The sequence below is a fragment of the Sphingomonas sp. Leaf62 genome (genome assembly GCF_001421915.1).
In the GTDB taxonomy this organism is placed as follows: Bacteria; Pseudomonadota; Alphaproteobacteria; order Sphingomonadales; family Sphingomonadaceae; genus Sphingomonas.
Genome location: NZ_LMLN01000003.1, coordinates 98478 through 117545, shown reverse-complemented (window position 1 = coordinate 117545; position 19068 = coordinate 98478). Strand labels below are relative to the sequence as shown.

Annotated in this window: 13 protein-coding genes and 1 pseudogene; 7 read left to right on the top strand and 7 right to left on the bottom strand. The window is 66.8% G+C overall.

Annotated elements, in window-relative coordinates; translation table 11 throughout:
• Positions 1 to 4: 4 nt before the first annotated feature.
• Positions 5 to 2137 (bottom strand): glycoside hydrolase family 3 N-terminal domain-containing protein, encoded by a 2133-nt coding sequence (locus ASE91_RS02810; protein ID WP_082453775.1) that lies wholly within the window; start codon positions 2135 to 2137, stop codon positions 5 to 7.
• Between the two features lie 269 nt (positions 2138 to 2406).
• Between ASE91_RS02810 and ASE91_RS02805 the strand changes: the two are divergent.
• Both ASE91_RS02805 and ASE91_RS02800 read left to right on the top strand, forming a co-directional pair.
• Positions 2407 to 4909: pseudogene (locus ASE91_RS02805) on the top strand (TonB-dependent receptor domain-containing protein); the annotation flags it as partial.
• Positions 4910 to 5056: 147 nt separating this feature from the next.
• Positions 5057 to 7093 (top strand): hypothetical protein, encoded by a 2037-nt coding sequence (locus tag ASE91_RS02800; RefSeq protein WP_056622453.1) that lies wholly within the window; start codon positions 5057 to 5059, stop codon positions 7091 to 7093.
• Here ASE91_RS02800 and ASE91_RS02795 read toward each other — a convergent pair.
• The 5 genes from ASE91_RS02795 to ASE91_RS02775 form a co-directional block, all read right to left on the bottom strand.
• Complete coding sequence (locus ASE91_RS02795; RefSeq protein ID WP_056622451.1) at positions 7090 to 7764, bottom strand: DUF6445 family protein; 675 nt, start codon at positions 7762 to 7764, stop codon at positions 7090 to 7092. The two genes, ASE91_RS02800 and ASE91_RS02795, sit on opposite strands and share 4 nt — an antisense overlap.
• A complete protein-coding gene (locus tag ASE91_RS02790) occupies positions 7761 to 9266 on the bottom strand; it encodes a tryptophan halogenase family protein (RefSeq protein ID WP_056622449.1) in 1506 nt (501 codons plus the stop codon). The genes ASE91_RS02795 and ASE91_RS02790 overlap by 4 nt, the downstream gene beginning before the upstream one ends.
• Positions 9267 to 9324: 58 nt before the next feature.
• Positions 9325 to 10650, bottom strand: coding sequence for a Gfo/Idh/MocA family protein (locus ASE91_RS02785; protein WP_056622541.1), 1326 nt, complete (start codon positions 10648 to 10650; stop codon positions 9325 to 9327).
• 86 nt (positions 10651 to 10736) lie between these two features.
• Positions 10737 to 11219 carry a GAF domain-containing protein gene (locus tag ASE91_RS02780; protein WP_056622447.1) on the bottom strand — a complete coding sequence of 161 codons (483 nt, stop codon included), beginning with the start codon at positions 11217 to 11219 and terminating at the stop codon, positions 10737 to 10739.
• Positions 11220 to 11559: 340 nt separating this feature from the next.
• The gene (locus ASE91_RS02775; protein WP_056622445.1) at positions 11560 to 11832 is read right to left on the bottom strand and encodes a hypothetical protein; all 273 of its coding nucleotides are present in this window, start codon (positions 11830 to 11832) and stop codon (positions 11560 to 11562) included.
• 263 nt (positions 11833 to 12095) lie between these two features.
• Between ASE91_RS02775 and ASE91_RS02770 the strand changes: the two genes are divergently transcribed.
• Complete coding sequence (locus ASE91_RS02770; protein WP_056622443.1) at positions 12096 to 13448, top strand: methyl-accepting chemotaxis protein; 1353 nt, start codon at positions 12096 to 12098, stop codon at positions 13446 to 13448.
• A 97-nt stretch (positions 13449 to 13545) separates the two neighbouring features.
• On the opposite strand, the gene ASE91_RS02765 is transcribed toward ASE91_RS02770, so the two are convergent.
• A complete protein-coding gene (locus ASE91_RS02765; protein ID WP_056622442.1) occupies positions 13546 to 14544 on the bottom strand; it encodes an alpha/beta hydrolase in 999 nt (332 codons plus the stop codon).
• 201 nt (positions 14545 to 14745) lie between these two features.
• Here ASE91_RS02765 and ASE91_RS02760 point away from each other — a divergent pair, with 201 nt between their 5' ends.
• From ASE91_RS02760 to ASE91_RS02745, 4 genes are all read left to right on the top strand, one after another.
• Positions 14746 to 15597: a type 1 glutamine amidotransferase gene (locus ASE91_RS02760; protein WP_056622539.1), complete on the top strand. Its 852-nt coding sequence runs from the start codon at positions 14746 to 14748 to the stop codon at positions 15595 to 15597.
• Positions 15594 to 15977: a hypothetical protein gene (locus ASE91_RS02755; protein WP_235530274.1), complete on the top strand. Its 384-nt coding sequence runs from the start codon at positions 15594 to 15596 to the stop codon at positions 15975 to 15977. The genes ASE91_RS02760 and ASE91_RS02755 overlap by 4 nt, the downstream gene beginning before the upstream one ends.
• Before the next feature lie 156 nt (positions 15978 to 16133).
• Positions 16134 to 17432 (top strand): MFS transporter, encoded by a 1299-nt coding sequence (locus ASE91_RS02750; RefSeq protein ID WP_235530273.1) that lies wholly within the window; start codon positions 16134 to 16136, stop codon positions 17430 to 17432.
• A partial coding sequence (locus ASE91_RS02745; protein ID WP_235530272.1) for an alpha-galactosidase occupies positions 17429 to 19068 on the top strand: 1640 nt, incomplete at its 3' end. The genes ASE91_RS02750 and ASE91_RS02745, both read left to right, overlap by 4 nt.

Genomic DNA, 19068 nt, shown 5'->3' with positions numbered 1-19068 from the left:
CGCGTCAGCGCACCGCGAACGTTCCCGTCACTTCGACCCCGTCACCTGCATGGACCCACAGGTCGAACGCCCCCGGTTCCACCCGCCACGCGCCGTCGCCGGCGATCAGCGCCAGATCGTCGCCCGCGATCCTCAGATCGACCCGCGCCTCGGCTCCGGCCGCCAGCGTCACCCGCGCGAACGCCTTCATCTGCCGCACCGGTCGCGTCCGGCTGGCGACCCGGTCATGGACATCGACGCGGACCAGCGTCGTGCCCGCGCGTTCGCCGATATTGCGGACCAGCACCGACACCGGCACCGCCGCCCCTGCCGGCACCACCGCCGGCACCCGCAGGTCCGACACCGCGAACCGCGTATAGCCCATGCCCGACCCGAACGGGTACAGCGCCCGGTCCGGCGCATCGCGCCAGCGACTGCGCCCCGCCAGCATCGGGTCGGTGTCGGGCGCGGGCCGCCCGGTACTGCGCCGGTCGTACGACCAGGGCTGCTGCCCGCTCGCGATCGGAAAGCTGACCGGCAGTCGCCCGGTCGGCTCGGCCACCCCGAACACGATGTCGGCGATCGCCGCTCCGGTCTGCTCCCCCAGAAACCACGTCGCGAGCAAGGCCGGCGCATCGCGCACCGCCCCGCTCAGTGCCAGCGCCCGGCCATGCCGCAACAGCACGACCACCGGCGTGCCCGCCGCCGCTACCGCCTCGGCCAGCGCCTGTTGCGCCGCCGGCACGGTGATCTCGGTCCGGCTGTTGCCCTCGCCCGACAGGTCGGCACCCTCGCCGATCGCCAGCAGCACCACATCCGCCGCGCGCGCCGCTGCCACCGCGCGTTCGATCCCGCCGGGCAGCGGCTCGCCGATCCCCGACCCCGCCTCGACCGTCAGCGCCGCCGGATCGCGCAGCATCGCCCGCAATCCGCTGGCGATATCGATCCCGTCCGTCGCATCCCCCGCGAACGACCATGGCCCATTGAGATTCGCCCGGTCCGCCCCGAACGGCCCGATCAGCGCGATGCGTTTTCCCGTCCGTGGCAGCGGCAACAACCCGCCGTCGTTGCGCAACAGCACGATCGACCGCGTCGCGACCTCGCGCGCGACCCGCTTGATCGCGGCGCTGCCGGTCTCGCGCCGCTCGGCTTTCACATCGATCGACCGGAACGGATCATCGAACAGCCCCAGCCGCTCCTTCAGCGTCAGGACCCGCCGCACCGCCCGATCGACCGCCGCCATCGGCACCCGGCCGCTTTCGACCAGCGCCGGCAGATGCCGGACATACAGCCCGCTCTGCATCGACATGTCGATCCCGGCCAGCATGGCCAGCCGCGCCGCATCGGCTTCGTCGGCGGCGATCCCGTGCGCGATCAGCTCGCGATCGGCATCGTAATCCGACACGCACACCCCGTCGAACCGCAGTTCGTCGCGCAGCAGATCGGTCAGGATGCGCCGGTTGGCGCTGACCGGTATGCCGCCGAAATCGGTGAACGACGCCATCGTCGCGCCCGCGCCGGCGGCAAAGGCGGCGGCGAAGGGCGGCACGAACGTCTCGCGCAGCTCCGCCTCGCTCATGTCGACCGCGGCATATTCCATGCCGCCACGCACCGCGCCATAGCCGACGAAATGCTTCGGCGTCGCCAGCAACGCGTCGGGCCGCGTCAGGTCCGGTCCCTGAAACCCCGCCACCCGCGCCGCCGCCAGTACCCTGTTGAGCAGCACGTCCTCGCCCGCACCCTCCGCCACCCGGCCCCAGCGCTGGTCGCGCGCGACGTCGACCATCGGCGCAAAGGTCCAGTGGATGCCGCCCGCCGTCGTCTCGCGCGCCACCGCCCGTGCCGCGCGCCGCGACAGGTCGGGGTCGAACGCCGCCGCCTCGCCCAGCGGGATCGGAAAGATCGTCCGGCACCCGTGCAGCACATCGGCGGCGAAGGCGAGGGGGATGCGCAGCCGGCTCGAAAGCGCCGCTTCCTGCGCCCGCCGTGCCCCGGCCACCCCATAGCCGTTGAACACCATGCCGACGTGCCCGGCCCGGATATCGGCCAGCATCGCGTCGCGCCCACGCGGATCGACCACCGGATTGAACACCGCGCCGACCGGCCGGATCTCGTCGTTGAAACAGCTGAGCTGCCCGGCCTTTTCCGCCAGCGTCATGCGCGCCAGCAGCGCGTCGACCCGTGCCGACGCCCCCTGCGCCGCAGCGGCCCGTCCCGGCAGCACCGCCGCTGCCGTCGCCAGCAACGAAACCTCCAAAAGGGTCCGGCGGCGCAAGCATGCTTGTTCTACAAAATGTTGCCTGATCGCCACAGTCCGGCTCGCAAATACTTGGGTCCGTTAACCAACATTGCAGCGCTATCGGGCCGGGTCTAGTTGTAACCGGTTCCGGCAGCCCCGGAGCCAAAGAATATACCGTGGAGAGGATCATGCTGACATTCCATCGCTTCGGCGCGCGTGCGGCGTTGCTGGCTGGCGCGACGCTGCTGCCGGTCGCTGCCTTTGCACAGACGCCGCCCGCCGATCCGGCGGCCACGCAGGGCACCGATGTCGCGACGGCCGACGACGAACAGGACGTCATCGTCGTGACCGGCACGACCACCCGCGACCGTCCGCTCATCACCGCATCGGCCGACATCACGCTCGCCGACCGTGCCGATATCGACCGGCGCGCGCCGCGTTCGACCGCCGACATGCTCGAACTGGTCCCCGGCATCTTTGTCGAGGCGACGGCAGGCCAGGTGTCGAACAACTATTCGGTCCGCGGCCTTCAGGGCGGTGGCCAGCGGTTCGTGCAGTTGCAGGAGGACGGCATGCCGATCCTCTATGGCGGCGGCGGTGCCGACTTCTTCTTCGATCAGGATCTGACCATCGACCGCCTCGAAGCGGTCAAGGGCGGCTCGTCGGGCGTGCTGACCGTCAACGGCGCGGGCGCGACGATCAACTTCATCTCGCGCCGGCCGAACTTCAACGAAGCCGAGGGGGCGGCGCGCGTCACCGCCTATAATTACGGCATGAAGCGCGGCGACTTCTATTATTCGCAGCCGCTCAGCGACAAACTCGCCTTCAACATCGGCGGCTATGTCCAGTCGAGCCCCGGCGTGCGCGACAATCCGTTCGACTATGCCGGCTGGCGTATCAAGGGCATGCTCGAATATCGCTTCGACGGCGGCGGCTATGTCCGGCTGTCGGCAAAGGGCGGCGATGTCGAGAACGCCTATTACGCGACGATGCCCTACCGGCTCGACGATGGCGAGGTGAAGGGGATACCCGGCCTCGATACCCAGTTCGGCAATGTCGGCGGCGACGCGTTCGCCAACATCGCCGTGCCGGTATCGACGCTGGCGCACCCCAGCGGCTTCCGCGAATTCCGCTACCGCGACGGGATCAAGGCCAAGACCGCGCAGGTCCGCTTCGATGTCGAAAAGCCGCTGACCGACACGATCGACCTGTTTGCCCACGCCCGCTATCTGAAATATTCCTACGACTTCAACGGCCTGTTCCCCGGTTCGGGGACCGGTAACGGCGGTCTGACCAGCGCGCAGAACTATCTGACGCCGGGTGGCAATTCGCCGATCGACGGGCTGCTGACGCTGGGTGCCGCCGCCTTCCCCAACACGGTGCGCTTCGGCATCAAGAATCTGCGCACCGGCGTGGTGCTCGGCTCGAACCAGACGGCGGACCTGAATGCGCTGAACGGCAACGGCTTCCTGCAACGCACCGTGCTCAACCACGATTATATCGACGGGCGCGATTTCGGCGCGAATGTCGGCGGCCGTTGGGAATTCGAGAACGATAATTTCAAGAACTCGCTGACCGCCGGCGTCATGTATTACAACGTCAAGCGGTCGCAGGATCAGTCGGCGACCGCCAGCGTCGTCAACGGCGTGCAGACCAACAGCGACATCTATGACATCGTCGCGCTCGACGCCGGCAACCGCGTCATCGGCACGCTGTCGGACAACGGCCTCGTTTCCTATGGCGACTGGGGCGCCGGCATCCGCGAGCGTCTGGACTCGACCGTCTCGCTCTACGCCAACGACGAAGTCGCGATCGGCGATCTGCGCATCGACGGCGGCGTCCGCTGGGAAAGCGACGACGCGACCGCGCGCGACGGTGGCGAACTGGCCGGCAGCCAGCCGGTACCGGCGGGGGTCGGCGGCGTGGTCCGCACCGTCGGGTCGGCCTATAACGGCGTGCTTGCGGTGCGCGAACGCACGCAGCGCAAGGCGTCATGGACGGTCGGTGCCAACTATCTGCTCACGCCGAACTTCTCGATCTATGCCCGCTACGCCAACGGTTTCCAGACGAACAACGTCGATCCGATCACCACGATCGAGCTGTACGAAGCGGGCGTCCGGTATCAGATGGGCCGGTTCTTCTCCGGTTCGGCTACCGTCTTCCGCACCAATTTCGACAATCAGAACTATAATTTCGCCAACCCCACCAACCCCTCCCAACAGCAGAATCTGAACGCCGACCTGAAGACAAAGGGCGTCGAGATCGATTTCGTCGTGCGTCCGACGACATGGTTCTCGGTCGATTTCCAGGGGGTGTTTCAGGACCCGCAGCTGCTCAACCTGCAACTCGACGGGGTCGATCAGGGCGCGTCGTTCGAGGGCAATCGCCCCGAACGCACGCCGGCGCAGCTGTTCACGATCCTGCCGACGCTCACGCTGCCCAATGGCGCGGGCGAGGTGTATGCCCGCTACAAGTTCGTCGGCAAGATCTTCGCCGACAACGGCAACGGCATCGCGCTGCCCAGCTATGGCGTCACCGGTTTCGGCGTGAACCTGAACCTGACCAAGCGGGTGCAGCTGAACCTGAACGCCGACAATGTGTTCGACGTGGTCGGCTTGACCGAGGGCAATCCGCGACAGGGTCAGACACAGGCGATCACCGACGGCTATTTCTACGCCCGCGGTATCGTCGNNCCCCCGCGCAGGCGGGGGGCCAGGGTCACGGGCACCGGACGTCGTTCTGCTTGGCTCTGGACCCCCGGCTGCGCGGGCGTACGGTGAGGTCACGAAATAGCGCGGGCCTTCCTCAAGGCCCGCTCTTCGCGGAAGAGAGTAAGCGATGAAGACCGTGATGCGGTGGATGCTGGCGGGCGCGATGCTGGCGGGAACGGGACTGGCGGCGGCACAGCGCCCCTCGAAAACCCCCGAACTCGCCTTCCAGCTGACCGAGGGACAGAATCTCAACGCCTTCGTCCGCGAAGGGCCGGTCGCGGCGCATCTGCTCCTGCGCAACGGCACCGATCCGCGCATTCTCGTCGCGTTTCCGGCGGGCAATAGCGGCGTCGGCCTGTGGTTCGAACCCGTTGGGCGCGCGGCGACGTGGCGGCTCGAACAGGCACCACGCCCGACCACCGCGCCGGGCATCGCCGGGCCGCAACCGGCGGTGCTGACCCTTGCCAGCATCGACGCCCCCGAACTTCGCATCAGGCAGGCGGTGTTGTCGTCGATCCGCTTCCTTCGCGACTATCAGTCGGTCGGTCGGTTCCCGGCCGAAGTCGCGGTCGATCCGGTCGTCACCGGCAACACCATCCGTTGGAGCCGCCCGCGCCTCGACGGCAAACCCGGCTATCTGTTGCAGATAAGGTTGCTCTCCGGCACGATCCGCAACGGCGCGCTGGTCGCCGATGCCGGCCGTCCGCTGCGCATGGAGATATTGGCGTCGAGCGGGGAGAAGCCGTTGACCGGCCTTGCCCGCGACGAATTGCTGAACGCCCGCGCCGCCAACGATCCCGGTGCCCGTAACGCGCTGCGATTCCTCAGCTATCGGGAGAAATTCCTTGCGGGATCATGGCGGTTTCAGACCTATTTCGGCCGCGATACGCTGATGTCGGTACGCCTGCTGATGCCGGTCTTGCAGCCGCAGGCGATCGAGGCGGGGCTGGGGTCGGTCCTCGCCCGGCTCGATGCGCGTGGCGATGTCGCGCATGAAGAGGGCATCGGCGAATTCGCCGTGGTCGACCGGCGTAAACTTCGGGAGCGCGGCGACGCGGCCGTGCTCGATTACGCGATGGTCGACGACGACTATATGCTCGCCCCCGTCGCCGCCGCCTATCTCCTCGACCACGCAAGCCCTTCTGCGGCAAAGACTTTCCTCGACCGCCCCTTGGCGAGCGAAGGCATTCCCGGCACCACCGCCCCGGCGGGAATGGCGCTTGTGCGTAACCTTCGTCACCTTATCACCACCGCCCAACCCTTTGCCGAAGATCCCGGTTTTTCCAGTCTGATAGCGATCCCGAAGGGCCGTCTGACCGGGCAGTGGCGCGATAGCGAGGAAGGGCTGGGTCGCGGACGCTATGCCTATGACGTCAACGCCGTGTTCGTCCCCGCCGCACTGGAATCGGCTGCCCGGCTGCTGCGCGCCGGCCTGCTCGACCGCTATCTGACGCCCGCGGATCGCACCGCGCTGACCCGCGCCGACGCGATGGCCGACGTCTGGCGCACCCGCGCGCCGGCGCTGTTCCGCGTGTCGCTCCCGGCCGCGCAGGCGAAGCCGCGTATCGACGCCTATGCCCGAACGCTCGGCATCCCCGTTGCACCGGCGCTGGCGTCGATCGGGTCCGACCCGATGGTGTTCCACGCGATCGCGCTCGACGATGCTGGCCGGACGATCCCGATCGTGAATTCGGACGAAGGCTTCGCGCTGATGTTCGCCGAACCTTCGCCCGCCGATCTCGAAACCTATGTCACCGCCGCGATGCGGCCGTTCCCGGCCGGGTTGATGACCGATATCGGCATGCTGGTCGCCAACGCCGCGCAGACCGATGCGACGGTGCAGGCGCGCTTCACCCCCGCCGCCTATCACGGTGCGGTCGTGTGGTCGTGGCAGCAGGCGCTGTTCGCCGCCGGTCTGGAGCGACAGCTCGCCCGCCGCGACCTGCCCGCCGCGACTCGCGCGGTACTGACCCGCGCACAGGCGACGCTGTGGCGCGCAATCAATGCCACCCGCGCAACGCAAAGCTCCGAACTATGGTCATGGGCCTATCGCGGCGGCCGATATCAGGTGGTGGCGTTCGGTGCGGGCAAGCAGGACGTCGATGAATCCAACGCCGCGCAGCTGTGGAGCACCGTCTATCTGGCGGTACAGCCGCCGCGTTAGGCAAGCAGCAGGAACGCGGTCACCGTCAGCCGCCCCTGTGCCGGATCGGCGCTGAGCACCGTATCAGGCGGGATCGCACCGCTGTGGAGCAGCGCACTGCGATAGAGTACCGCCCGATTGTAGCGGCTATCGACCATGGAAACCTGTTCGAACCGGTCGGTTGATCCGTCGATATAGGCCGGTGGCGGTGGTGCCGTCGCGACTTCGCCGTTGACCGCGTCCAGATACGCCGACACCCGCCCGGCATCGATCGTCTCGAACCCGGTGCTGCGATGCCGATAGAACGCGGTACCGCCGCGATCTTCCGTCCCCAGATAATGGACCAGCGCGATGCGCGCCGGATCGATGGCATCGAAATGCGGCAGCCGCTGTTCGATGTTCAACGTCGCCGGTGGTGCGGTCACTACCGAAAAACTGGCGTCGAGCAGCGAAACGCCGCCACGATGATCGAAAACATGCGTCAGGACGTTCGTCAGCGCTGGCCGGATCGCGTGAAAATACGTCTCCGGCAGATCCGCGCGCACGCCGGGATATTGTCGCCGGGCCGGTTCGAAATACGCCGCGTGGGCAAAGTCGCGCAGGCCGTCCGGATCGGGATGGAAATGATCGACGATCGCGATCGGCTGTCGCTCGACACCGATGCGTCGCGCGACGATGTCGGGTGCGGTCATGTCGCCCCCATCGCCTGCGCCAGCGCAACGTCGTGAAAAGGCAGGGTCGGCGCTGCACGGGCGATGACGTCGGCGATCTGACGCACCTGCGCCCGGTTGCCGTCGGCATCGATCGCGTCCGCCAGCGGGTTATACCCCTGCGCTACGATTCCCTGACCGTTCAGCACCGCCAGCCAGCTCGCGTCCCGAAACAGCTCGTCGCCGTCGAGGATCAGCCGGCCCGACCGGCGATATTGCGCCTCGCGCGCGACCAGCCTCCCGGGCAATTCCATCGTCCGGCAATGTTGCCATAGCGGTTCGCTGCGCCCGCTGGTCGCATGGTAATGGAGGATCAGGAAGTCCTTGATCCCGTCCATGTCGCGCGCGAACACGTCGTTGAACCGGTCGGCGAGCGCCGGATCGCAATTGCGGTCGGGGAACAGCGTCAGCAACTTGGTGATGCCGCTCTGGATCAAATGGATGCTGGTTGATTCGAGCGGTTCGAGAAACCCTGACGATAGCCCGATCGCGACGACATTGTCGCGCCACGGCCGTCGCCGCGTGCCCGCCGTGAAGCGCAACAGTCGCGGTTCGGCAAGCGCTTCGCCATCCAGATTGCCCATCAGCGTCGCGGTCGCTTCGTCCTCCGACACATAGCGGCTCGCAAAGACATAGCCGTTGCCGGTACGGTGTTGCAGCGGAATACGCCATTGCCACCCGGCGGCACGCGTGGTCGATCGCGTATAGGGCGTGGTCGTTGCGACCCGCGTGCAGGGTACCGCCACGGCCCGGTCACAGGGAAGCCAGTGCGACCAGTCCTCGAACGGCTCACCCATCGCATCGCCGATCAGCAGCGCGCGAAATCCCGAGCAATCGATGAACAGATCGCCGTCGATCCGCTCGCCGCGTTCGGTGGTCAGTGCGGCGACGAAGCCGGTCTCGCCGTCACGATCGACCGTTTGCAGCTTGCCCTCGATCCGCCGGACGCCTGCCGCCTCGCTCAATCGCCGCAGATAGGTGGCGTAGAGCCCGGCATCGAAATGATAGGCATAGCCAAGCGTCGACAGGATCGATCGCGCGTCGCCGACAGGTTTGGCGAAGCGCCCCTGCCTTGCCAGTTGCGCCGCCAGCGACAGCGCCGGCAACGGCACATCCATCCCGTCCGCCTGCGCCTTCAACCAGCGATGGTGAAAGGCGACGCCCGGCAACGCCGCGCCGAATTGGCCGAAGGGATGGAAATACCGGTGGCCCGGTGCCGTCCAGTCGACGAATTCGATGCCCAGCTTGAACGTCGCCTTGGTGGCGCGCAGAAATTCCGGTTCGTCGAGCGCGATCAGTTCGTTGAACCAGTGGATGGTCGGGATCGTCGCCTCACCGACGCCGACCGTCCCGATCGCTTCGGATTCGAGCAGCGTGACGTCGACCGCGCTGCCGAAACTGCGCGACAGCGCCGCTGCCGTCATCCATCCGGCGGTGCCCCCGCCGAGGATGACGACCCGCCGGATTCGATTCCGTGCTTCCATGGCGATGTCGTACCGCAGCGTCGCCTGCCGGAAAAGCCTGCCCTGCTGCGGTTACCCCTCACACCGGCAGTCGATAGGGTGCGCGGTAGCGCGGGGTGATCAGCGCATTGGCGGCGGCGTCGCCCGTGAACTGCCCCGTTGCCGCGTCCCAATGAACCTTCCGGCCCGTCCGCCAGCCGATATTGCCCATCTGGCACACGATCGCGGTGTTGGCGGCGGATTCGATCGGGCAGGCGGGGGTTCGCGCGCGATCCTTCACGCAGGCGACGAAGTCGGCGGTATGACGGTCGACGCCGTTGTCGGTCGATTTGGTGACCGGCACCTCGCGCGTCAGCGGCTTTCCGTCGCTGACCTCGGGAAATACCTGCCACTGGCTGCGATCCACGACCAGCGTGCCCGTCTCACCGACGAACGCGACGCCGTGATCGCGCCCGCCATAGGGACCGTGGCTGATGCCGACCGCGTGTTCCCATTCGACCGAATAGTCGCCGAAATCGAAGATGGCGGTCTGCGTGTCGGGCGTCTCCATCGCCGAGTCCGGATAGCCGTAGGCACCGCCCAGCGCACTGACCGATTTCGGCATCGACGCCTTCATGCCCAGCAACGCGATGTCCATCAGATGGACGCCCCAGTCGGTCATCAGTCCGCCCGCATAATCCCAATACCAGCGCCAGCTGAAATGAAAGCGATTGGGGTTGAACGCCCGCGCCGGTGCCGGCCCCAGCCAGCGGTCGTAATCGACGCCTGCCGGTGTTGCCTGATCGGGCTGCGGCGCGACCCGCTTCATCCAGCCCATATAGGCCCATGCCTTCACCTTGCGCACCCGGCCGATGCCGCCGCCATGGACCAGCGCGATGGCGTCGGCCCAATGCTGGTTGCTGCGCTGCCATTGGCCAACCTGTACCACGCGGTTGTGGCGTTGTTTGGCGGCGACCATCGCCCGGCACTCGGCGATCGAATTGCCCAGCGGCTTTTCGCAATAGGCATCCTTGCCCGCCGACATCGCATCGATCAGTTGCAGCGCGTGCCAGTGATCGGGGGTGGCGATGATGACCGCGTCGACCGACCGGTCGTCGAGCATCCGGCGATAATCGTCGTACAGCCGCGGTGCCCGGCCCGATGCCTTCTTCAACTCCGCGCCGCGTTCGGTCAGGACCCGCGCGTCGACGTCGCACAAGGCAACCGGCACGACGTCCGATCCCTTCAACATCGCGTTCAGATTGGACCAGCCCATCCCCTTGCAACCGATCAGCCCGACCTGCAGCTTGTCGTTCGCGGACGTGCGGCGACGCTGGGCAAAGACATCGCCGGTTGGCAGAACGCTCGCGGTCGAGGCGGCGATGCCGCCGGCCAACAGGGTGCGGCGGTCGAAGCGGGCGTTCATTTCCATCTCTCCCAATATCTTTGGGAGGATGGTAGCCGGAAACGATCGCGTCGCAAGGATGCATAGCGTCAGTGGCGCTGGTTGCCTTACGAACGGATCAGCCGCTCGATTTCGTGTGCGCGGATCAGCAACATGGTCGGGTCGAACGCCTCCGTGCGCGGCGTCCGGTCGGCGATGCACAGCGCCCCCAGTGCAAAGCCGTTGCGATCAAGCACGGGAACGCCTGCATAGAATCGCACGGACGGCTGCCCGGTCACGGTGCGGAGCGTGGCGAAGCGCGGGTCGCGCGTCGCATCGGGGACGATCAGGGGTTCGTCGGGACGCTGGACGGTGACTGCACAAAACGAATCTTCCAGCGCGACTTCATAGATATCGGTGCCGACCCCGCCCATAAGGATCTGGCACCGGCCGGTCACGATCGACAGTCCGGCGATCGACGCCTTGTACTCCGCCGCGGTGAAGCTGACGATCGTCGCCAGTTCGGGGTCACGCACCCGCGCCATCACCCCGCTGCGATCGACAGCGAGATCCCGAACGGCCCGGTCGCCGTCACGATAAAGCCTGTTCATGCCGGTATTCGGCCAATTCCGAATACCGCCATGTGCTGAAGGAAGATATGCCATTCGCTGCCCTCGCCCGATCCATCCGCGGTACGTCACCGGACCAGACCGGTGCACTCGGTTGATCCTTAACTTACGTGAACACTGGTTAACAAAACGTAAATTGGGATCGGCTGGCATCGATTGCGGAAGAAACGCGAAAGTAAAATACAATTTTATTGGTGGAAAAACGAGTTAAGATCGGCAGAATATGCTGCGGGTATCGATTTTAAGGATACGCGGACAGTATTGGCAAGTATCGGACGGCGACGACAGGGAGGCATGGCGTCAGACGTCCCGCGCGGATCGTCTATAGCAGGTCGGCTTCTCCGATTATCACCCGTACCACCGCCTGACCGCGCGCCAGCGCCTTCCCCGCCGAAACGGACAACAGGTCCAGATGCGATTGCGCGACCGCCAACGGATCGTCGACCACCGGCCGGCCCGCCAGCGCTTCGAGCGCGCTGTATCGGACTGCGAATGGCTGCAGTTCGCCATCCACGTTCCCGGCAAATTCGACCTGATACGCCGCCGGATTGTCGGCAAAGGTCGTCGCATCGATCGTCAGTCCCGTATCGCTCATCGAGTCGCTCCTGATGGCAGCACGCTGGCCGCCGACAATAAGCGCGGCGAGCGTACATCCTGTTCCGCCAAATGGTCACGATGGACAGCGTCCGGAGCGTACGGTTGCTGAGAATGCCGAATCGTAGAAGTGACGTTAAATCAAAATCTTCCGCCGTAACCGAAGCAATGCGCGGTTTTCCGGGCGATATCGCGTTAATTCTTCGTTGGCGAATGAAGGACAGGAGGGCCGCTACCACACCATATTAGCTTCAGGATGATCCGTTGATCCACTGGTTCAAGGCCGACGCACCCATCCGGGTGAAGTTCGTGATGCTCGCGATCCTGAATGGAGCACTGGCATCGCTGCCGCTCGCCGCCGCGCTGTTATCGCCGCCCGCGACCGATCCCGCCGCGCCGTTCATCGCAGCAGCGGTGACGGGCATCGTTGCCATCGTGCTGTTGACGCTGATCGCGCGCAAGCTGATCTGCGACCCCTATGTCACGACGGTCGTGCGCATGGAGGCGCTGGCGGCGGGCGAATTCGCCGCGCCGATCGACTTTTCGGAGTATCGCGATTGCGTCGGACGCATGACGCGGGCGATGGCGACGTTCCGTGACAACGGCGTCCGGCTGGCGGCGGCATCGGCGGTGCAGCAACAGATGGTCGCATTGCTCGGCGCCGGACTGGACCGGTTGGCCAGCAACGATCTCAGCCACCGCATCGACACGGCGTTCCCGGACGAGGCCGACCAGTTGCGGCGCGACTATAACCGGGCAATGGCTGCGGTCGCCGATACGTTGCAAGCGGTTGCCGCCGCCAGCGACAGCATCAACGAAGGGGCGCTGGATATCAGCCGTGCCTCCGACGCGCTGTCGCAACGTACCGAACAGCAGGCCGCGAGCCTTGAAGAAACGGCGGCGGCGATGGAGCAGATCACCAGCACCGTCCGCCAGACGGCGAGCGGCGCGGCGCGCGCCAAGGCGGTCGTCGGTCAGGCACGGGACGAAGCGAACCAGTCCGGTGCGGTGGTCGATCGCGCGATCCACGCCATGGGATCGATCGAACGCGCGTCGATCGAGATCAGCGATATCATCAGCGTGATCGACGGCATCGCATTCCAGACGAACCTGCTGGCGCTGAACGCCGGGGTCGAGGCGGCGCGGGCGGGCGATGCGGGCAAGGGCTTTGCAGTCGTCGCCAGCGAAGTCCGCGCACTGGCGCAGCGTTCCGCCGACGCCGCGCACGACGTGAAGGTCCGCATCACCGCGTCGAGCGAGCAGGTCAACACCGGCGTCTCGCTGGTCAACGAAACCGGCGACGCACTGCGGCGGATCATGGAGCGGATCGGTGAAGTCAGCACGCTGGTCCACGGGATCGCCGAGTCGTCCGAACATCAGGCGATCCGCCTGCAACAGGTCAACACCGCTGTTTCCGAAATGGACGGCGTGACCCAGCGCAATGCGGCGATGGTCGAACAGGCGACCGCTTCCGCGCGGACGCTTGCCAACCATGCCGACCAGCTTGCCGGTCAGGTCGGGCGCTTCAACCTGCCGCGATCCACCGGCCGGTCGGACGCCAGCCATGGCGGCGTCAGGCTGCTCGACGGCGACTTCCGGAGTAGCCGCGCCGCCTGATCGACTTTCGCTACCTGCGGCCTGCGCTCGCCGGAGCCGGTTGCGGCCGGATCGCCATGATCGACATATGGCGCAGGAACGCAGGCAAGCCGGCAGATCACCCCGCCGGACGCGACGTTTTGGCAAGGCTGCGTTGCAGCCACCGGTCGAACATCTCGACCCAATGGCCGGCGGGCAGGGCGGCGGGGCCGACGCCGAAGCCGTGTCCGCCTTCGGTCAGGAAATGCGATTCGACCGGGCGACCGGCGCGGCGCAGCGCCGCCATCATCAACAGGCTGTTGTCGGGCACGACCGCGCGGTCGTCCATCGCGTGCAGCAGGAACGTGGGCGGCGTCGTCGCCGTCACATGTTCCGCCGGGGACCGCCGCGCGACTGCTGCCGGGTCGGGGTTCTTGCCCAGCAGCTGCGCGGCGGACTGGGCATGGGTGAAGGGTGCGGCGGCGGCGATCACCGGATAGATCAGCGCCGCGGCATCGGGCCGTGCGTCGATCCGGTCGATGGCGTCGCGCGGTGCATGGACGGCTTGCGCGAAGTCGGTTTCCAGCGTCGCGGCCAGATGCCCGCCCGCCGAAAAGCCGAGTACCGCGATCTTGTGCGGATCCAGCCCGTCCTTCGTCGCGGCGGCACGGACCATGCGCAGCCCGCGCTGTGCGTCCTGCAACGGCACGTCGGCACGGTCGGTCCAGCCCTCGCCCGGCAGGCGATAGGTCAGGACATAGACGGTATAGCCCAGCGCGGTCAGCCGGCCGGCGATATCGACGCCTTCGTTGCCGATCGACAGGAACGTATAGGCACCGCCCGGAATGACCAGCACCGACGCGCCGTTCGGCCGGGCAGGGGTGAAGCGGCGCAGCCCCGGCCGGTCGATATTGCGCAGGAAGGTCGCGCGATCGTTCGCCGGCACCGCGACCGCCTTGAACCCGCCGCCCGGCGGCGTGCCGGTCCACAACGGCACGAACGGGGCCGAGGTCCATGCGGCGGGCGGGGCGGGGCGTTCGGCGACGGTCGGGCGCGGTGTCTGTGCCGACCCGGCGGGCGAGAGCATCGCCAGCGCGAACAACGATGCGGCACGTAGCGAAAACGAACGAACGGTCATGATGGTAATCCTGTAGAAGTCGCATGCGCCCGCATGATCGGTGCCGAGAGCACAGCGATCTTGGCGGCAGCGAAGCGCTTCGCCAAGCCGGTTTCGGGCGCGACCGCGTCGGGTCGGCATCGACCCGATTGGTCCGTGCGAATGCGGCGATTGTATCGGCCGTGCGTTCGACCGGCCTGCTCCCAGATCAAAGGATGGCTTTTGCTGCACTATCTCGTCGCGCAAAGTGAGTTGCCCGAAGAACGCGAGGCGCGTCGTGAACGGGCAGGAAGAAGTGCGGGGGAAAGCTACGCCGCGACTCTCCGGCAGATCGCCCCGGCCGCGGACATCACCCTGATCGCGCCTGCCGATGCCGATGCACCGGTTTTTTCAGCCGAGATGGTGCGGCGGTTCGACGGGGTCTTTCTGACCGGATCGCCGATGCACGTGTATGACGCTACGCCGGAAGTCGCGCGGCAATTGGCGTTCATGCGCGCGGTGTTCGCATCGGGCGTACCGTCGTTCGGTTCCTGCGCCGGACTACAGATCGCGGTCGCGGCGGCAGGTGGTCGGGTGCGAAAAATGCCGAGGCGGATGGAGGCCGGCATCGCCCGTGCGATCGTCGCGACGGACGCAGGGCGAGGGCATCCGTTGCTGGCCGGGCGGCCGGCTGCGTGGGACGCCGCGGCGATCCATGGCGACGAGGTCGAAACGCTGCCGGCGGATGCGGTCCTGTTGGCGGGCAACGCCATGACCCGCGTTCAGGCCGCTGAGATCCGCCATGCCGGCGGTGTGTTCTGGGGTGTGCAATATCATCCCGAATTGTCGCTGGAGGAGATCGCGGTCGCGTTGCGGGCGCAGGCCGATGATCTGGTCGAGGCCGGATTGGCGGAGGAGGAGGCCGATGTCGCGGATCGTGCGGCGTTGCTCGACCGGCTGCACGGCGAACCCGATCACGGGCCGACGCGGTGGAAGCTGGGGGTCGGGGACGAACTGGCGGTGGAGGCGAACCGCAGGCGTGAGATCGTCAACTTTCTTGCCCATCTGAAAAAGCTGCGGGAGACGGCAGGGTGAGGTGCTTCTTCGACCCGTTTTACTGGGGGCATGGCGACGAGCGTGGTGCGGGGGCGGGCATGGGCAGTACGCTCAACCTGCCGTTGCCGCGCGGTACCGATTGGGCCGGGTATCGGCCGGCATTGGCGCAGGCGCTGGCGGTGATCGCGGACTGGGGGGCGAAGACGCTGGTCGTGTCGTTCGGCGCCGATACCTATGCCCATGATCCGGTTGCCGGTTTCGCGCTGGAGACGGCGGACTTCTTGGAGATGGGGCGGATGATCGCCGGAGCCGGCTTGCCGGCGGTGATCGTCATGGAGGGCGGCTATGCGGTCGATGCGCTGGGGGCGAATGTCGCGGCGTTCCTGGCGGGCATCGAAGGTGGCGAAGGTGACACGTAACGGCGCATGTACATGCGACCGCAATCGATTGTTGTCAGGATCGGCAAAGCTGATATAGCGGGTTGCAAGGCTCGCGAAGACGGGCGTCTGTCATGAGGATGTCCGATGCGCCTGCCCGCTTCCAAGCCCCATTTGTCGCTTCCCCGCATATTGGAAATGAATCTCGGTTTCCTCGGCCTGCAATTCTCGTTCGGGTTGCAGCAGGGGAATATGGCACCGATCTACAGCTATCTCGGCGCGTCGGAGGCGACGATCCCGATGCTGCAACTGGCCGGGCCGATGACCGGCCTGCTGGTGCAGCCGCTGATCGGCGCGCTGAGCGACCGGACCGACAGCCGCTGGGGACGGCGTACCCCCTATTTTCTGCTGGGGGCGGTGCTGTGCGCGCTGGGGCTGTTCTTCATGCCGCTGAGTTCGTCGTTGTTGATGGCGGTGTCGCTGCTGTGGATTCTCGACGCCGGCAACAACATCACGATGGAGCCGTATCGCGCCTATGTCAGCGACCGGCTGAACGAAAATCAGCACCAGATCGGGTTCCTGACGCAGAGCGCCTTCACCGGTGCGGCGCAGATGCTGGCGTTCCTGACCCCGTCGCTGCTGGTGTGGGCGGGGATGAACCAGGACTGGGTCGACACCCACAACATCCCCTATACCGCGCGGATCGCGTTCATGGTGGGGGCGGTGCTGAGCTTTTCGACGATCCTGTGGTCGATCTGGCGCGTGCCCGAATTGCCGCTGTCGGCGCAGGAACGCGCCCGCATCGCCGCCGAGCCGAAGGGGCTGGGCGCGATGCTGACGGAGATCGGATCGGCGATCCGCGACATGCCGCGGGCGATGCGCAAGCTGGCGCTGATGAGCCTGTTCCAATGGTATGCGATGGCGGCCTATTGGGCGTATGTCATCTATTCGGTCGGCCGGTCGGTTTATGGCACCGCCGATGCGACCTCATCGGGTTTCCATTCGGCGGTGCTGACCAATGGCGAGATGGCGGCATTCTATAACGGGGTCGCGTTCCTCGCCGCGTTCGCGATGGTGCCGTTGGCCAAGCGGATGGGTGCGGCGAGCCTGCACGCCCTCTGCCTCGTGCTGGCCGGGATCGGCATGGTCACGCTGCCGCACGTCACCGAAAAATGGATGCTGTTCGTGCCCGCGATCGGCATCGGCATCGGCTGGGCCAGCATCATGGGCAACCCCTATGTGATCCTCGCCGGATCGATCCCGCCCGAGCGGACCGGGGTCTATATGGGCATTTTCAACATGATGATCGTGATCCCGATGCTGATCTTCTCGGGCACGATGTGGCTGTTCTACGACAGGCTGCTGGGCGGCGATCCGCGCAACGTGCTGACGCTGTGCGGGGTGCTGATGTTCGCGGCGGCGATCGCGGTGTGGAGCGTGCGCGAGCGCAATGCGCAGGGGCTGCCGGTCGGCGCGACGCAGGACGCGGCGGCGTGACCATCGCGCTGCACGGCCCGACATCGAGCCTGATCCTCGAACCGCAGGAAGGTGCCGCGCCGCTGTGGCGCTGGTGGGGGCCGCGCGTCGACGCCGCCCTGCTGCCGCCGCTCGGCGATACGCGGCCGCAGGCGTCCTTCTCGCTCGATCGCGATCAGCCGCTGACGCTGGTGCCGGCCTATGGCACCGGCTGGTTCGGGCCGGCGGCGTTGCGCGCGCATCGCGGCGGGCGGGCGTTCGCACAATGGTTCGCCGACGTTGCCATCAAGGCGGAACCGGACGCGATCACCGTCACGTTGACCGATCGGACCGCGCGCGTGACCGTCGTGCAGCGGATTGCGATGGCGGGCGATATGCTGACGCTGTCGGCGAGCGTTACCAATGACGGCGATGATGTGCTGGATGTCGACTGGCTGGCGGCGGGGACACTGCCGCTGCCCGGCGACAGTGCGACGATTCGCAGCTTCACCGGGCGGCACAATGCCGAGTTCGTCGTCCATGACGAAGCGATGCCGGCGCATGGCTGGGTCCGCGAGAACCGGCGCGGGCTGACCGGCCATGCCGGGCCACCGGGGTTGTTCGTGGTCGGACCGAATGCGGGCTGGCACCATGGCCGGGTCCATGCCGCGCAACTGGCATGGTCGGGCAATCACCGGCTGTCGATCGAGCGCGACGATGATGGGTTCTGGGTGTTGCAGATGGGCGAGGCGCCGGCCCCCGGCGAGATCCGGTTGGCCCCGGGCGAAACCTACGCCACGCCCGAGATGCTCGCGACCTGTTCGATCGCCGGATTGAACGGCGCGGTGCAGGCATTCCATGCCGCCGTCCGCGCGCGCGCACCATGGGCCGGGGCGATGCGCCCGCGCCCGGTGCATGTGAACAGCTGGGAAGGTTTCTATTTCGACCATGACGAAGCGGCGCTGATGGCGCTGGCCGATCGGTCGGCGGGGCTGGGCGTCGAGCGGTTCGTGCTCGACGATGGCTGGTTCAAGGGACGCGGCGACGACACCGCCGCGCTGGGCGACTGGGTGGCCGATCCGGTCAAATATCCGCGCGGGTTGCAGCCGCTGGCCGACCATGTCGTCGGCCTGGGCATGGAGTTCGGGCTGTGGGTCGAACCCGAAATGGTCAATCCCGACAGCGATCTGGCGCGCGCGCATCCCGACTGGGCGTTGCAGCTGGACGGCGTGCCGATGCTGACGTCGCGCAACCAGCTGGTGCTCGACCTGGGGCGGGCCGAGGTTCGCGCGTATCTGTTCGACGCGATCGATACGCTGCTGCGCGACCTGCCGATCGCCTATCTGAAATGGGATCATAATCGCGATCTGGCGCCGGCCGGCGATGCGCGGGGACGGGCGGGCTATCATGCACAGGTGGTCGGTGCCTATGCGCTGATCGACCGGTTGCGCGCGGCGCATCCGGCGGTCGAGATCGAGGCATGCGCCGGTGGCGGCGGGCGCAGCGATGCCGGCATCGCCACGCGCACGCACCGGATGTGGACCAGCGATTGCATCGACGCGGTCAGCCGGGTCGCGATGCAGCGCGGCTTCCTGCATTTCCTGCCGCCCGAAATGATGGGGTCGCATGTCGGGGCCAGCCCGGCGCATTCGACCGGGCGCAGCCAAGGCATGGCGTT

Coding starts and splice junctions, on each gene's coding strand:
- ASE91_RS02810 (WP_082453775.1), bottom strand. CDS start 2,137: ATGACGCTGGCGGAAAAGGCCGGGCAGCTCAGCTGTTTCAACGACGAG.
- ASE91_RS02800 (WP_056622453.1), top strand. CDS start 5,057: ATGAAGACCGTGATGCGGTGGATGCTGGCGGGCGCGATGCTGGCGGGA.
- ASE91_RS02795 (WP_056622451.1), bottom strand. CDS start 7,764: ATGACCGCACCCGACATCGTCGCGCGACGCATCGGTGTCGAGCGACAG.
- ASE91_RS02790 (WP_056622449.1), bottom strand. CDS start 9,266: ATGGAAGCACGGAATCGAATCCGGCGGGTCGTCATCCTCGGCGGGGGC.
- ASE91_RS02785 (WP_056622541.1), bottom strand. CDS start 10,650: ATGAACGCCCGCTTCGACCGCCGCACCCTGTTGGCCGGCGGCATCGCC.
- ASE91_RS02780 (WP_056622447.1), bottom strand. CDS start 11,219: ATGAACAGGCTTTATCGTGACGGCGACCGGGCCGTTCGGGATCTCGCT.
- ASE91_RS02775 (WP_056622445.1), bottom strand. CDS start 11,832: ATGAGCGATACGGGACTGACGATCGATGCGACGACCTTTGCCGACAAT.
- ASE91_RS02765 (WP_056622442.1), bottom strand. CDS start 14,544: ATGACCGTTCGTTCGTTTTCGCTACGTGCCGCATCGTTGTTCGCGCTG.
- ASE91_RS02750 (WP_235530273.1), top strand. CDS start 16,134: ATGAATCTCGGTTTCCTCGGCCTGCAATTCTCGTTCGGGTTGCAGCAG.